General features: G+C 73.3%; 10 protein-coding genes. 7 read left to right on the top strand and 3 right to left on the bottom strand.

From position 1 onward, the window contains the following. Nucleotides 1-127: 127 nt before the first annotated feature. The 4 genes from WMF36_RS39220 (at nt 128) to WMF36_RS39205 (ending at nt 3,254) form a co-directional block, all read left to right on the top strand. A complete protein-coding gene (locus WMF36_RS39220) occupies nt 128-433 on the top strand; it encodes a hypothetical protein (RefSeq protein ID WP_437575942.1) in 306 nt (101 codons plus the stop codon). 154 nt (nt 434-587) lie between these two features. Next, complete coding sequence (locus tag WMF36_RS39215) at nt 588-992, top strand: hypothetical protein (protein WP_437575941.1); 405 nt, start codon at nt 588-590, stop codon at nt 990-992. Between the two features lie 220 nt (nt 993-1,212). Further along, nucleotides 1,213-2,307: a PEGA domain-containing protein gene (locus tag WMF36_RS39210; protein WP_437575940.1), complete on the top strand. Its 1,095-nt coding sequence runs from the start codon at nt 1,213-1,215 to the stop codon at nt 2,305-2,307. Nucleotides 2,308-2,330: 23 nt separating this feature from the next. Further along, nucleotides 2,331-3,254, top strand: a complete 924-nt coding sequence (locus tag WMF36_RS39205) for a formylglycine-generating enzyme family protein (protein ID WP_437575939.1) — start codon at nt 2,331-2,333, stop codon at nt 3,252-3,254. Nucleotides 3,255-3,368: 114 nt separating this feature from the next. Here the strand turns inward: WMF36_RS39205 and WMF36_RS39200 are convergent, their stop codons facing one another. Together WMF36_RS39200 and WMF36_RS39195 are read right to left on the bottom strand one after the other, a co-directional pair. After that, the gene (locus WMF36_RS39200) at nt 3,369-4,025 is read right to left on the bottom strand and encodes an HNH endonuclease (RefSeq protein WP_437575938.1); all 657 of its coding nucleotides are present in this window, start codon (nt 4,023-4,025) and stop codon (nt 3,369-3,371) included. Further along, nucleotides 4,022-5,263 (bottom strand): AAA family ATPase, encoded by a 1,242-nt coding sequence (locus WMF36_RS39195; RefSeq protein ID WP_437575937.1) that lies wholly within the window; start codon nt 5,261-5,263, stop codon nt 4,022-4,024. Before WMF36_RS39195 ends, WMF36_RS39200 begins: the two co-directional genes overlap by 4 nt. A gap of 530 nt (nt 5,264-5,793) precedes the next feature. Here WMF36_RS39195 and WMF36_RS39190 point away from each other — a divergent pair. The 3 genes from WMF36_RS39190 (at nt 5,794) to WMF36_RS39180 (ending at nt 13,390) form a co-directional block, all read left to right on the top strand. Further along, entirely contained in the window at nt 5,794-6,705 is a 912-nt protein-coding gene (locus WMF36_RS39190) for a hypothetical protein (protein WP_437575936.1), read from the top strand. Between the two features lie 164 nt (nt 6,706-6,869). Next, on the top strand, nt 6,870-12,443 hold the full coding sequence (locus tag WMF36_RS39185; RefSeq protein WP_437575935.1) for a hypothetical protein: 5,574 nt from the start codon (nt 6,870-6,872) through the stop codon (nt 12,441-12,443). A gap of 200 nt (nt 12,444-12,643) precedes the next feature. Continuing rightward, on the top strand, nt 12,644-13,390 hold the full coding sequence (locus WMF36_RS39180) for an alpha/beta hydrolase family esterase (RefSeq protein WP_437575934.1): 747 nt from the start codon (nt 12,644-12,646) through the stop codon (nt 13,388-13,390). A 197-nt stretch (nt 13,391-13,587) separates the two neighbouring features. Here WMF36_RS39180 and WMF36_RS39175 read toward each other — a convergent pair whose 3' ends face one another. Next, nucleotides 13,588-13,953, bottom strand: a complete 366-nt coding sequence (locus tag WMF36_RS39175; RefSeq protein WP_437575933.1) for a hypothetical protein — start codon at nt 13,951-13,953, stop codon at nt 13,588-13,590. Nucleotides 13,954-14,077 lie beyond the last annotated feature (124 nt).

Below are 14,077 nucleotides of genomic sequence, written 5' to 3'. Positions count from 1 at the left end.
CAGGGGGCGCCCCGTAGGGTAGGCTTCCCGGGTGCGCCGTGAGGCGGTCCCTTCCCTCGAGTGGCGTCGAATCCGATGACGTCGAGAGTGGGCGTCCGAATCTGGCGGCTGCGCTATGCTCACTCCCGTGACCAGCCGCCCGGCCGCGCTTCGCGTCCTCGCCGCGCTCCGGCAGACCCCGGTCGGCGACGATGCCGTCCTGGTCGGTTCTTCTGGTCTTTTCGGCTTTGAGGCCGACGTCGTACGCCTCCTGGGAACCATCGAGCCAGTACGCCTCGAAGATGTCCGCGGCGCCGCGCAAGACGCCCTGATAGCCCTGGCTCATGACCCTCTCTTTTCTGACGCCGGAGCCGAGGGGTATGTCTCGACGAAGCGTGAAATCGAGATAGGGCTCGAGCGTCTCGAGGCCATGCTGGTGCGGATCCATGCCTGAGCCGCGGAGAGCCCTCACCGCGGAAGAGCGCCTCGCCGAGCTGCGGCGCGCGCGGGTCCGGCTTCGCAGGGAGCGCCTCCAGCGCGAGCTCGCTGGCCCCCTATGGAATCGGATGGTTGGTATCGTCCCCATCGCCTTTCGTCTCGAGGGCGCATTGGCGGCGCGCGTCATGGTTGCTGACCGGGAGACCGTCATCGATGCGTTACGCGATGACGCGGCGTTCGCGCTCGACACGGCGATGCGCCTCTCGCGCGGGCATGGCTTCCTCTCGAGCCAAGACATCCAGGCCTACCTGCTCGACACCGCACCGCTCGACCGCCTCGTCGCGGCTGGGCTCGTCAGCGCCGAGCCTCACCGCGATACTGTCCTGATTCGCCCTTGGCCGGGCCCGCCGCGCCTCCTGGCGTGCATCGTGGGCGAGCTGCCGGCGTCCCGCATCGTGAAGGGCGGGTATCGCGTGGTCACGGCGGAGCGACTGAAGCGCGAGCTCGTCGGTGCGGTCGGTCGGCGCGCGGATCTGTTCGCGCTCCTGGAGCGCGCGGAGCGTGGTGATCTCTGACGCTGCTCCACTTCCTGTGGCCGAGCGGGGCGGCGGGCACGCACCTTGCTGGCGCTCGCAGAGGCGGCAAGCCGCTCACCTCGCCGCCGTCTTCCTCGCGGACGGGGCTCTTCGCATCAAGCGAAACCTCGCTGGATTATTGGCCGGTTGGTGATTCGGCGGCGTTTGTTGTAGGGTTTCCCCGCGCGGCTCCGGGGTCGCTGCAGCGGAACGAGCACACATGGCGGAAACGACAACGAGCCCATTCGGGAGAGGCCTCCTCGCGGCGCCCAGCCTCCAACTCGCCGGCGCCCGCCGTGGTGCGGGCCGCACGCCGGGCAGGAGCGCTGTCGCCGGGCTCGCGTCGGCCGTGGCGGTCATGCTCGGCGCCTCGACGGTGCGCGCCCAGGAGCCGGCGCGTGACCCGGTGGCCGCCGAGGCGCTCTTCAAGGCCGCGCGCGCGCTGGTCGACAAGGGCGATTATGCGGCGGGGTGCCCGAAGTTCGAGGCGAGCCTCGCGCTCAACCCCTCCGCGAGCACCATGATCAACATCGCGCGGTGCCACGAGCGCGAAGGCAGGGTCGCGACAGCGTGGCACGATTATCAGCGCGCCCTCGTCCTGAACCGGGAGACGGCGGGGGAGCAGCGGCGGCGGAGCCTCGAGGCGATCGCGCAGAAGGAGATCGCGGCTCTCGAGCCGCGCGTGCCGAAGCTCAGCGTCGTGGTCGAAAGCGCGCCCTCCGGCGTGGAGGTGCAGCGCGACGGCACGACGCTCCCGGCGGCCGCGCTGGGCGAGCCGCTGCCGATCGATCCAGGCCCGCACGAGATCCGCGCGAGCGCCCCCGGGCACCAGACGGAGACCCGCGCGATCACGCTCGCGGAGGGCCAGACGGAGACGGTCGCGCTCACGCTGCGGCCGGCGGCCGCGGCCGGTGCCGGGGCGGCGCCCGCGAAGGCGAGCGAAGCGCCGGGCGGGGGCGTCCCGGCCTGGGCCTGGGTCTCGGGGGCCGCCGGGATCGCCTTGGTCGGCGCGTCGGTCGGGTTCCTGATCGACGATCTGTCCGCGATCAGCGCGTTGCGCGAGAACTGCCGCGAGGTCCCGGGCGGGACGTACTGCGACCCCGGCTATGACTTCGCGGCCGACAATGCGCGCAAGAACCGCGATCTCGGCCTCTTCGTCGGCCTCGGCGGCGCGGGGCTCGTCGCGATGGGGGTTGCGGTCTACGGGATCGTCCGGTCGGGCGGCGAGAAGGAGCCTGCGCCGGCCCAGGGAGCCGTCGCGCTGCCCTGGATCGCGCCGTCCGGCGCCGGCGCCAGCATCTCCGGGAGCTTCTGATGCGCACAGGGGAGAGCGTGCGAATGCATTTCTTCAGGTCTCTGGCTGCGATCGCGATCTCGCTCGTCGCCGGGGGCGCGTGTATCCCTGACGTGGAGCCGAACGTGTTCGTTTTGCCGCGCTGCGATCAGGTCGCGTCCAGCTGCGGTCCGGAGGCCGGCGAGAGCTGCTGTGCGGAGAGCAAGGTGGTGGGCGGCCAGTTCAACCGCCTGAACGATGCGAACTATCCGGCCACGGTGGCCGATTTTCACCTCGATCGCTTCGAGGTGACGGTGGGGCGGTTCCGGCAGTTCGTCGCGGAGTATCCGGCGACCCGGCCGAGGGTGGGCGCGGGCGCGCACCCGCTCATCCAGGGCAGCGGCTGGGACCCAGCGTGGGATGCGAGCTTGCCCGCGGGGAAGGACGAGCTGCGGGCCTCACTGCAATGCGACGAAAATTTCCGGACGTGGACCGACGAGCCCACCGGCAATGAGGCGGCGCCCATCAACTGCGTGAGCTGGTATCTCGCGTTCGCCTTCTGCGCCTGGGACGAGGGCCGGCTGCCCACGGAGGCGGAGTGGAACTACGCTGCCGTCGGGGGAAACCAGCACCGCGCGTATCCATGGGGAGAAGAGGCCCCGAGCCAGGAGCTGGCCGTGTTCGGCTGCGATACCACGACGACGGTGTGCCCGATCCCGCATGTCGGGTCCAAGTCCCCGGCGGGTGACGGCAGATGGGAGCAGGCCGATCTGGCGGGGAGCTTGTTCGAGTGGGTCCTCGATTATCACGCCGATCTGACGGGGGCGTGCAGCAACTGCGCGGCCCTGAGCGACGGAGGCTTCGGGAGGGGCTCCCGCGGAGGAGCGTTCTCCCACACCGAAGAGACGCTCAGCCCGACGTACCGCATCGGCGAGCTGCCGGAGAGGACGTTGTCCTTTTACGGTCTCCGCTGCGCGCGAGACGAGTAGCGGGCTCACCGCATCTCGATGCGGCCGCGCTCTCATCCCCACCGGACACGCCGCGCTGTGTGATGCGCGCGCGAGCGGCGGATGGCCGTCGCGGAGGCCACCTCGATGGAGGTGTCACGGACGGTGCCGCTCGAGGTATGCCTGGAACATGAGCGAGAAGGGAAAATCCGGCTGGCAGAAGCTCCGCAGCACAGCCATCTCGTTTTCGTTCATGTCCTTCCGGCCATCGGCTATCAAGGCATCCTTGATGCGGATGAGCGCTTCGTTGAACAGGTGAAGTTGCTTCATTCGTTTGTGGTCAAGATCCTTCCGGTCGAGCCTGTACTTCTTTATGGTCGCGAGTCCTTGTGCGGAGCCTTCTCGGGCTCGAATGAGCTCGGTCTCGAACATCAGGTGGCGAGAGGGCTGAGCGTCCGGGGCGCAAGGGTCCAGGCAGTCGGTCACCGGGATGGCCCTGTTGGGCTGCTTTTGGTGATTGCACTCCCAGCAGGACAGATAGAGATTTGTCCATGTGAATGCGCGTGTCGGATCTTCGGCAACGTCGATGTAATGATCGACCTCGTGTCGCGTCTGCTTTGTGCTCTGCTCGCAGTAAAAGCACTTATGGTGGCTCATCGTCTCCAGGGTCGAAACGATGTCTGGATGTGCATACTGCTTGGAGCTGGGCCTCTTCTGTGGGTCCTTTGCGCGTCGTTCCAGGTATGCGGTGCGCCAGCGCTCTTCACATCGCGCGAGCACGTCAGGGGCCGGCAGTCGCTTGACCGGGATCATTCCCCCTCTCCGCGCAGCGCCTGCAACCGCTGTTCGATATCGATGTACGAGAAATACTCCGGGTTTTTGTCCTTGAGCTGCCTCTCGATCGCCTTTTGCCGGACGTGGTCCCCTGCCTCGAAGGCGGCCTTCCGTTCCTCGATCAGGCGCGAGATCTCCACGCCGAACGGCTGTGTGCCGTCGAATGCCGGGGAAAGCAAGATTTCCTCCACCGGCTTGTTCGCGTAGAGGTCTGTCGTGTCGTCGACCACGCAGGTCTTCCGCTCTCGATCGTAGCGGCAGACGAACACCCGCGCGCCCGGGACCGAGCCGACGATGAAGGGAGAGTGCGTTGTGGCGATGATCTGAAGATTCGGAAAGATGCTGAGCACGTCGCGCAGAAAGCGCTTCTGCCAGCGAGGATGCAGGTGGTTCTCGGCCTCGTCGATAAGCAGCAATCCAGGGGTCTTGCAGAGCTCGGATGCTTCCGTCTCGCGCAGGACGTGGACAGCATACATTTTTCCCAGCAGCCCGATCATATGCTGGATGAGGTAGGCGTTGCCGCTGCTCAGGTTGGAGAGAGGGACGAGCTGCCCGCTCTGGCGGATCATGGGCATGAAGGCGCGCCGGTCCACGTGGCTCAGCTCTCCATCGAGCACGCTGAGCTCGACGATCCGGCGTATGGTATCATAAAGAGCTTCACCGTCCTGGCGGTCGTGAAGATCATCGCTGCCACGCAGATAGTCGAAAGCGCAGATGAGCTCGGTCACCGCGGCGTTGCGCTGAACCCCATTCAGTGCATCGCGCAAGAAGCTCTTCGGCGCCGGCCGGGCGAGCTGGCTGATCGTGTAAGCGTCCGCAGGGAGCGCAGAGCGCCAGAAATCCACCACCCAGTTGGGACACGGCTCGCCCCCTTCGACGTCGATGGGAATACTGGTAATTGTCCTGTTGCGCTGGAGAAAGTCGAATGTTCCTTCTAGATGTTGTTTTTGATTCGAGAGCAGCCTCTCCCGCTCTCCGTCGATGAACAGGGTTGCTTCTAGCTGGAATGGCGTCCCGTTTCGCCAGATTGCACGCTCTAGGCGTCCGTAGTATGCGCCGAACAACCCCCGGATTGCGTCGAGCAGGATCGTTTTTCCGGTCCCGTTCTCGCCGGTGATGATCGCGACCGGTGCCGGGTCGTCGTGCGCCGACAGGAATTTTAGACGCGCCTCATCGAAGGGACCAATATTCTGGATGGACAGATCGAGCAGCCGCATGGGAGACCCATGGGCACCCTAGCACTCCTGCCGGTACATCGGACAGGGCTAGTAGGCAGCCTGGCCGCCCCATCGGCACGCGGCTGAGATCACTGGCCAGGTGCGCCTGCGGCAAAGTCAAAGCGGGAGCACCGGCAGAGCGAAGACCATCAAGGTCGTACCCGCCGCGCGTCGCCAACTCGGAAGGGCGGTCGAACCGGTCCCTCGCGACCGTTTCCGGTGCCCCGAAGGCGGTCGAACCGGTCCCTCGCGACCGTTTCCGGTGCCCCGAAGGCGGTCGAACCGGTCCCTCGCGACCGTTTCCAGTGTCCCGAAGGCGGTCGAACCGGTCCCTCGCGACCGTTTCCAGTGTCCCGAGGGCGATCGAACCGGTCCCTCGCGACCGTTTCCGGTGCCCCGAGGGCGGTCGAACCGGTCCCCGATCGACGAGGCACGACGGGCGCGATCGATCGGCTGCCCGCCAGCACGCCGCTGAGCCCACCGGAGGGCGAAACCGTGACCAGCCCGCCGGGGAGCCCGGAATCCACTGCATGCGACCCAAATATCCCGTGCAAGCTCCAGAGCTCCTCGCGCCTCCGCCCGACCCCGCACCGACCCGAGCCCCCGCGCCGGTCCGCCTGGATCCCGCGCCGGCCACGGCGCCTCCGCCTCGCCTCGACACGGCAGCGCCGGACCTCCCCGCCGGGCGCCCCGATCCGCGCGGGCCGTTCCGCGCCGCTCAGGTCAGGCCAGGCGACCCGTACGAGCTGTCGCACGGACATCCGATCTTCTGCTCGCCCAGCGGCGGACGTACCTCGAGCGCCCACCTGCTCGGCGGCGCGGTCGTCGCCTGGGATCCCGCCGTTCGCGAGGCGGGCGTCGACACGGGCTACAGCGCCGCGCCCGAGCAGCTGCGCGCGCCGCACGTGGCCGTAGGCAATGTGCCCGAGTCGCCGGGCTGGGTGCCGGGCGCGCCGGCGCTGGCCATCGAGTACGCCGACCTCGGCGAGGACGAGGCGAGCCTCGCGCAGAAGATCCACGACCTCCTGGCCGCCGGGACACGCTGGGTCTGGGTTGTCCGCCTCGAAGCCCCGCGCCACGTCGAGGTGCACGCGCCCGGCGCGCCGCCGCGGCGCGCGCTCCCGGGAGAGCTGCTGCGCGCGCCCGGCGTGCTGCAGAACCCGCTGCAGGTCGAGGCGCTCTACGAGCGGGCCGCAGCCCGGCAGGCCACGCTCACCAACCTGCTGCAGCGCGAGGGATACGCGAGCCTGGAGTCGCTCCGCGACAGAGGCCTCCGCGAGGGACGCAACGAGGGGCTCCAGCACGCGGTGAGGGACGTGTGCGACGTGCTCGGTATCCCGCTGTCGCCCAGCGACGAGGCGTCGCTCATCGAGCTCGATGGGACGGCGCTCGCAGCGCTGCTGGAGCGGCTGAAGCGCGAGCGGCGCTGGCCCCTGCCCTAAGGCCCGGAGAGCTGCCCCTACAGCGACTGCGGCGCGCCCCGCCACCGCGCAGGGCGCGCCGCGCGCTCGCCAATCGCGCGCTTGCGCTCGATGCCGGAAATCGGTTAGCCCGATAGCCCACGGCGCACGGGGCGCACGGTGGGCATGGTGCAAGGGTAATCGCCGTGGATCTCGACGCCTTGGCCGCGTCCGCCGTCCGCCGCGCGCTGCTCGGCGCGGCGCTCGCGCTCGCCCTCGGCATGGCCCCCGGCGCACCGGGCGCACGCGAGGCCGCGGCCGCAGAGCCGCTCGCCTGGGTGGCCCCCGACAGCGCGCGGGTCGTCTCGTGGACGGGCGGCCCGGAGCAGGGCGCGCCTGCTCCGGAAGGGACGCGCGCCGCGCCCGTCGCAGCCGACCCGATCCGGCCGGTCGCGCTCACCACGCAGCAGCTGCTCCTCGTGCCCGTGGAGCCCGGCGACCGGCTGGAGGTGCGCGGGGAGGTCGCGGGCATCGGCCTCGGCTCCGGCGTCGGGGACACGCCGGACGTGATCACGTGGATGCCGCTGCCGCCCCTCGAGGGGGGCGCGCGCGACGTCGCGGTGCCGGCCTGGTCGAGCGCGCGCTTCGTCGCCGTGCGGGCGGCCGTCCCGCGCGGCGCGGAGAGCACGCCGGTCGCGGTGCGGGTCGCCGCGCGGGAGAGCGCGCCGCTCGCCTGGTACCGCCTCGACGAGGACGTCGCCGCGTGGCTCGGCGGCCGCGCGCCCGCGCCGGCCTCCGCGCCGGGCGAGGCGGGCGCGCTGCTCCGGTGGGTCGACGCCGCGCGCGCTGCGCTGGCCGCGCCGGGCGGCACGGGTACGGCGTCCGCGCCGGGCGCTGCGGGCGCGCCTGCCGCGCCGCGGGCTGCGGGCTCGCCTGCCGCGCCGCGGGCTGCGGGCGCGCCTGCCGCGCCTGCCCCGGCGCGCCTCGCGCCCGCCGCGGCCGCATGGCTCACCGCGCGCTACCTCGAGGAATCGCTGCTCCTCCGGCCGCTCGTCGAGCCGTACTTCGTCGCGCGGGAGGTCGAGCTGCGCGGAGGCCGCGAAGGTCCCGATCTCCCGGCCGTCGAGCGCGCCACGCCATGGCGCTCGCTCGGGGCCGGGGCGCGGCTCGGGCTCCACGCGCCCGGCGCGGACGTGCTGCGCATCGCCCTCCGGCCGCGCGCCTACGGGGCGACGCGCGTCGTGGTCCGCGCCGGCGGCGCCGTCGTGCGCGAGATCGCCTGGCGCACCGGGCCGCGGCTCGCAGACACCGCGCGCTGGAGAGAGCCGCGGTGGATCCGGGTGCCGCTGCCGGTCGACGCGCGCGCGGCGACCGTCGACGTCATCGAGGGGGAGATCGCCGTCGCCGTCAGCGGGTACCGGCAACGCGCCGGCGTCGCCGAGCTCCTCGCGCCGCAGCGCGACCGCGCCGCGCTGCTCGATCGCGCGGCGCGGCGCGAGCTGGCCGGCGATCGCGCGGCCCACGCCGAGGCGCCGCGGCTCCTCGCCGCCGCAGATCGGGCCGCCGCGCCGGACGCCGCGAAGGCCGCGCGTTATCTCGCAGCCCGGCCCGCCGTGCCGCCGCCGCTCCGGGCGCTACTCCTCACCGAGGCGGTCCGGTGGGCGCCCTCTCCCGGCGCGGCGTTCGCGCGCGCAGCGCAGGCCTACGCGGCGGCGCAGGGCGTGCCGGCGGCGAGCGCCGTTCCCCTCCAGCGCGCCGCCCTCGCGCGGCTCGCCGCGGCGCACGCCGACCCGGGCGCCGGGGCCGCGCCCTGGTCGGGGGCCGCCGGGGAGGCGGCGCGCGCGAACACCGGCGCCGGGGCCGCGCCCCGGTCCAGCCCCGCCGGGACGGTCGCGCCGCGCGATCGCGCCGGCGACCGCGCGCACCCGGACGACGTCGCGGCCGTGTCCGCGCTCGGCGCAGCCCTGTCGCCGCCGCTCGATGGCCGCCGGCCGGTGGGCGCGCCGCTCGCGGAGCGCCACGCGCTCGGCCACGGTGACATCGAGAGCGCGGCGCCGCTCGCGCGCACCGCCTGGGCGCGCGAGGCCCCGTGGGACACGCTCGACATCCCCGACGGCGCGATCGCGTGGAGCTCGATCGCGCCGCCGCGCGACGCGCCGCCGCCCGGGGGAGCCGGCGCATCGCAGAGCGCCGCCGCGGACGCGCTCTGCGAGGTGAACGCGGAGTCCGGGCTCCGCTGGACGCTCCTCGACGCCCCGCGCGCGCAGCTCGACGTCGAGGCGCCGCCGGGGGCCCACGCGCGGGTGCTCCTCCGGAGCGCCGCGAGCGAGGTGGTCCCCGAGTCGTCGGTGCTCATCGACGGCACGACGGCCGCGGTGCACGGCGGCGCCGGGCTCACCTCGGTCGTCGCGGTGGCGCCCGGGGTGCGCACCTTCGAGCGGCCGGCGGACGCGCCGCCGGTGCTCGCGCGCATCCCGCGCAGCGGGCGCGCTCCCTGCCGGTCGCTGCGCGAGATCGTGCAGTGGGCCTGGGTCGACGGCGCCGTGACCTTCGCGCTCCCCGACCCGGAGCGCGCCACGGTGGCGCGCGTCGTCCTCGCGCCGGCCGCCGTGATGGGCGAGGCGGCGCGAGCGCCCGGAGCGCAAGGGCAAGGCGCCACGGGGCGAGCTCCTCAGGCCGCCGGCGCGCCGGCCGCAGCCACGGGGGCGCCGGCCGCAGGCACCGGTGCGCCGGCCGCAGGCACCGGTGCGCCGGCCGCAGCCACGGGTGCGCCGCCCGCAGCCGGCGGCGCAGCGCGCGTGCTGCGCGTGAGCGCCGGCGCCGTCGTCCACGAGGCCTGGGTGCGCGCGGGCGCCACGGGATCCATCGAGATCCCGGTCCCCGCCGGCGCGGGCGAGCTGCGCGTCGAGACCGCTGCGCCGGCGCTGCTCCGCGCCGCCGTGCGCCTGCACCCTGCCGCGCCCGCCGCGCCGCGCGTCGTCAGGCCGGTGCGTCCGCCGCCCGGCGCGCCCGTCGACGGCACGCTGGAGCAGATCCGGAGCGCCACGCGCGCCCTCCGCACCGCGCCTGCCCGCGCGGCGCTCCACGCGCAGCGGGCGGAGGCGCTCGACGCGCTCGGCTTCCCGGCGCTCGCCGCGCTCGATCGCGCCGCCGAGGACGACCTCGGGGACGCCGGGCAGCTCCCCGGCGCGCCGGCCGCGGGCGCGCCGCCGTCGACCGTGTTCGCGCTGCCGCCGGGCAGCCCGCCGGCGGTCGCGCTCGGCCTGCCCGCGCGCGTGCCGCCGCTCCCGCTGCCCGACGACCGCGCGCCCCTCGCCACCGCGCGCGCGGCGCGCATCGCCGGCGACCCGCGGCGCGGCGTCGCGCTGCTCGCTGGCCCCGCGGGCGGCAGCTCGGGCGCGGACGCGCTCCTGCTCGGCCTCCTCGCCGAGCGCTCCGGCGAGGCGCGGCTCGCCGCCGACGCCTTCACCCGGATCGGGCTCGCCCACCGCTCCTCCGCCGCGCTCTCCCGCGCCGCGAACCTCGCCACCGACGTGGCGGCCGCCGCCCCGGCGCCCGATCGGCTGCTCACCCTGCGCGCCCTCGTGCTCGCCGAGCTCGCCGTGCAGGTGGCCGCCCGCGAGGCCGGCGCGGGCCAGGGCGCGGCGCCGGCGTCCTCCGGGAACACCGCGCCCGCCGGCCCGGCCGCAACGCCTCCCGCCGGCTCGGCGCTGGCCGCGACGTCGCCGCCGCTCCAGCTCCCGCCGGCCGCCCTCGCGCGGCTGGCGCCGGTGACCGGCTGGAACGTGCCGCCGCGCGCCGACGCCACGGCTGGCACCGCCACGCTCGAGATCCGGGCCAGGGCCGAGGGCGATCTGCCGCTCCGCGTGCGGGTGCGCCGCGCGCTCGTCGACGCGCCGGAGGCGTCGCTCCTCATCACCGACGGCGCGCGCGCCGAGTTCCGGCTCGATCGCGCCGCCCCGGGCGCGATCGTGCTCGATGGCGTCTGCCGGGCGCTCGACCGCGAGGAGACCCCCTGCGCGTTCTCGATCACGCTCGACGGCGCGCCGGTCGCGTGCTCCGCAGCGTCCGCGCCGACGGCGGCGCCCGCGCCGACGGCTATGTCCGCGCCGATGACCGGCCGCTGCGTCGTGCAGGTGCCCAGGGGCAGCCACCGCATCGAGGCGCGGCCTCCGGCGGATCAGAGCGTCCTCGGCTGGATCCGCGCGACGGCGGCCGGTGCAGCGCAGCCCTACTCGGGCCGCGTCCTCTCGACCTGGAACGACATCGACCCGGCCCGCCCCCTGGAGCTCGCGTTCGTCGGCCCGACGGTGGTGCGCATCCGCGCCCGCGCCGCCTACGAGTGCGCCGCCACGCCCCGAGCGCGCGCCGCGCTCGCGGACGGCGGCGATCCGGCCTGCCACCCCGAGGTCGCCGCCGCCACGCCCGCCGGCCAGCTGCGCTTCTCGGTGACACCGCTCGACGTCGCGGCCGACAGCGGCCCCCCCGCCGGCAGCGGCCCCCCCGGTGCGGCCACCCCCGGCGCGCTGGAGGAGGGGACGATCGCCCTCGACGCCTCCGAGGACCGCGAGGCGCGCCGCCTGGGCGTCACGCGCGAGCCGTTCTTCTGGCTCGGCGGCGAGGTCGAGTCCCGCGTCGCCGTCCTCCCCGAGGGCCCGCACGTGCTGCGCGTCGCCTCGCCCGGCGGCAGGGCGCTGCTCCGCGTCGAGCTCGCCGTCGCCACCGGCGCGCCTCGCCCGCGCGAGCCGCCGCCCGCGCCGCCGTCGCCTGCGCCCCTCGCGCCCGCAGACGAGCCGCTCCGGCCGGCGCCCCCCGTGGGAGAGGACCCGGACGTGGGGCCGCTCTCCGTCGGCGCCTACGCGCGCCTCGTCGACAGCGAGCTCACGGAGGAAGATCTCCGCCTGCCGCTCCGCTTCCTCGAGCTCGGCGTCGACGTGCACCGCGAGCTCATCGAGCGGCGCGCCTGGGTCGCGGCTGCGGGGTTCGGGCGCCTGCGCGACGGGCCGGAGAGCTTCGGCGCCGAGGCGCGCTTCGACCTCGGCTCGAGCGGCTGGGTCCCCGGCGTCGCGCTGAGCGGTCGCCTCGTCCTCCAGCCGGGCGCCGGGGGCGCGCTGGGTGGCAGGGCGAGCGCGAGCGCGTTCTGGTCGATCCCGCTGGGCGAGCTCACGCTCTCGCCCTGGGCCGGCTTCACGCTGCTCGCGGTCGACGAGTCGCTCCGGGGCCTCCCGGGCGCCGACAAGGACATCTTCACCCCGTACGCCGCCGAGCACCGGACCCAGGCCTCGCTCGGCGCGCGTCTGCGGCACCGGCCGTTCGTCGACGCGCTCGTCACGGCGGGCACGTCGCTGCGGCTGAGCCCGGTGCCGTCGACGCTCGACCGCATCGACGCGACGCTCGATCTCGACCTGCTCCCCGGCCGCGGGCTGTTCCCGTGGATCCAGCTCGGCTGGCTGGCGAGCTACCGGCCCGAGAACGAGACGCGCGACGAGGCGTTCCTGCGCGACGCGTTCACCGCGGGGCTCACGTTCTGGAGCTGGATCTCGCGCGGACACCGCGTGTCGCTGGGCGCGGAAGGGACGTTCCTGTTCGACCTCCCGAGCCCCGCAGAGACGTCCCCCCGCCTCTCGGCGCTGCTCTTCGCCCGCTACGACTACACCGCCGGCCGCGGCCTCCGCGACTTCCCACCGCACGCGACCCCGTTCCGCGACCGGCAGGAGGAGGGGAGCGGGAGCATCGAGCGGGAGCGGCCCGCGGTCGAGCCCTCGTGGGAAGACCCGTAAGACATGTCGTGAAGTAGGCCAGGCGTGCAGTCCACGTCTGCGATCTCTCCTGCAGCGATGATGCCGCCTGCGCGCCGCTCGGCGAGCCGAGCGGCGCGCCGTTCCGCTGCCAGGGCGGCTTCTGCCGAGCGCCCGGCGATGGCGACACGGCGGCCGCCTGCCCGGTCACCACCCTGGCGCCCGGCGACAACGAGCGAACGGTGGCGGTCGGAGACGCGACCCGCAGCTACGTCGTTCGCCTCCCTGCGAGCTACACGGGAGCGAGCTCCATGCCGCTGGTGCTCGATTTTCATACGCTCGGCGGGACCTCGGCGGCGGAGGCCGAGGCCTCGGGGTACCGCGAGCTCGCCGAGAACGAGGGGTTCATCGTCGCGTGGCCGCAGGGGATCGACGGCGCGTGGAACATCGGTCCGTGTTGCACGACGTCACGCGACGTCGACGACGTGGGGTTCGCGCGTGCCCTGGTCCAGCAAGTCCAGGCGGAGGCGTGCGTCGACGTCAAGCGAGTCTATGCCGTGGGCGTCGCGAACGGCGGCGGGATGGCCTACCACCTGGCCTGCAACGCGGCGGACGTCTTTGCCGGGGTCGCCCCCAGCGCCTTCGACCTTCTGGCGGAGTCGGAGCAGCCCTGCCAGCCGGTGCGGCCGGTGGCCGAGATCTCGTTCCGGGGTACCGCGGACGTGCTGGTACCCTATGAGGGCGGGGCTCAGCAGGCCCCCAACGGCGCGAACATCACCTTCCTCGGCGCCGTTGGCACCTTCGAGAGGTGGGCCGAGCTGAACCAGTGCACGGGAACCCCGAGCGCGGCGGACAGCGACGGTTGCTCGACCTACTCGAGCTGCGCGAACGGCGTGGAGGTGACGCTGTGCACGGCGCAGGGAGACGGCACGGCCTGGGGGAGCCCCGAGATCGGGTGGGCCACGCTGAAGCGGCATTCGCTGCCGTGAGCGCGTAACGAGCGATATCCCCCTGCCGCTCCTCTGCGTCCTCTGTGGTTCATTCTCGGTCTTCAAGCGGATCGGCGCTCGACCGTGCGGGATGGACGCCCGAAGCCTCATCACAGCGGTGCGCCGGTGTGGCGGCCGGCGACAAAGTAATCATCCCCCTGCGTGGCGATCTTGCCGCTTTCTCAGCGGAACCAACCTCACCACCAGCCGATGTCCTGGATGATGGTGCCGATGTCGCCGTGCCGCACGATCGCGCGGTTCTGACGGATCTCATAGGATTTCGGCGAGCTGTCGACGATGTCCTGATCGAAGGTGTGGCACTCGAGCTTGTAGGTGCCCTCGCCCTGCATCAGCGCGCCCTTCAGCTTGATGTACGTGCCGTTGTGGCGGCTCCTGAGCCGCTGGATCGCCTCATTGCTGGCGTCGATGAGCAGCTCGAGGTGGACCGTCTTCTCCTGCTTCCCGTGCGACGCGTCGAACGCGAGATTGACGATGATGCCGGCGTCGAGCAGCGCCTCGATATCGGACTTGGAGAACGTCTCGTACATCATGATCTTCGCCATCGCGCGCTCCTTTCGAGGATGTGCTCGTAGCTGTACCACGGCACGAAGCGCCGAGCCGAGGATCGTCGGTGAAGCGCGGCGCCGGAGCCCCGGGGTTGCTTCCGGGTGCCGGGGTCTTCGTCGC

This window comes from Sorangium sp. So ce887 (assembly GCF_051521455.1).
Lineage (GTDB): Bacteria > Myxococcota_A > Polyangia > Polyangiales > Polyangiaceae > Sorangium.
Note: the sequence above shows the minus strand (reverse complement) of the source record. Positions and strands in the feature narration are given on the sequence as shown.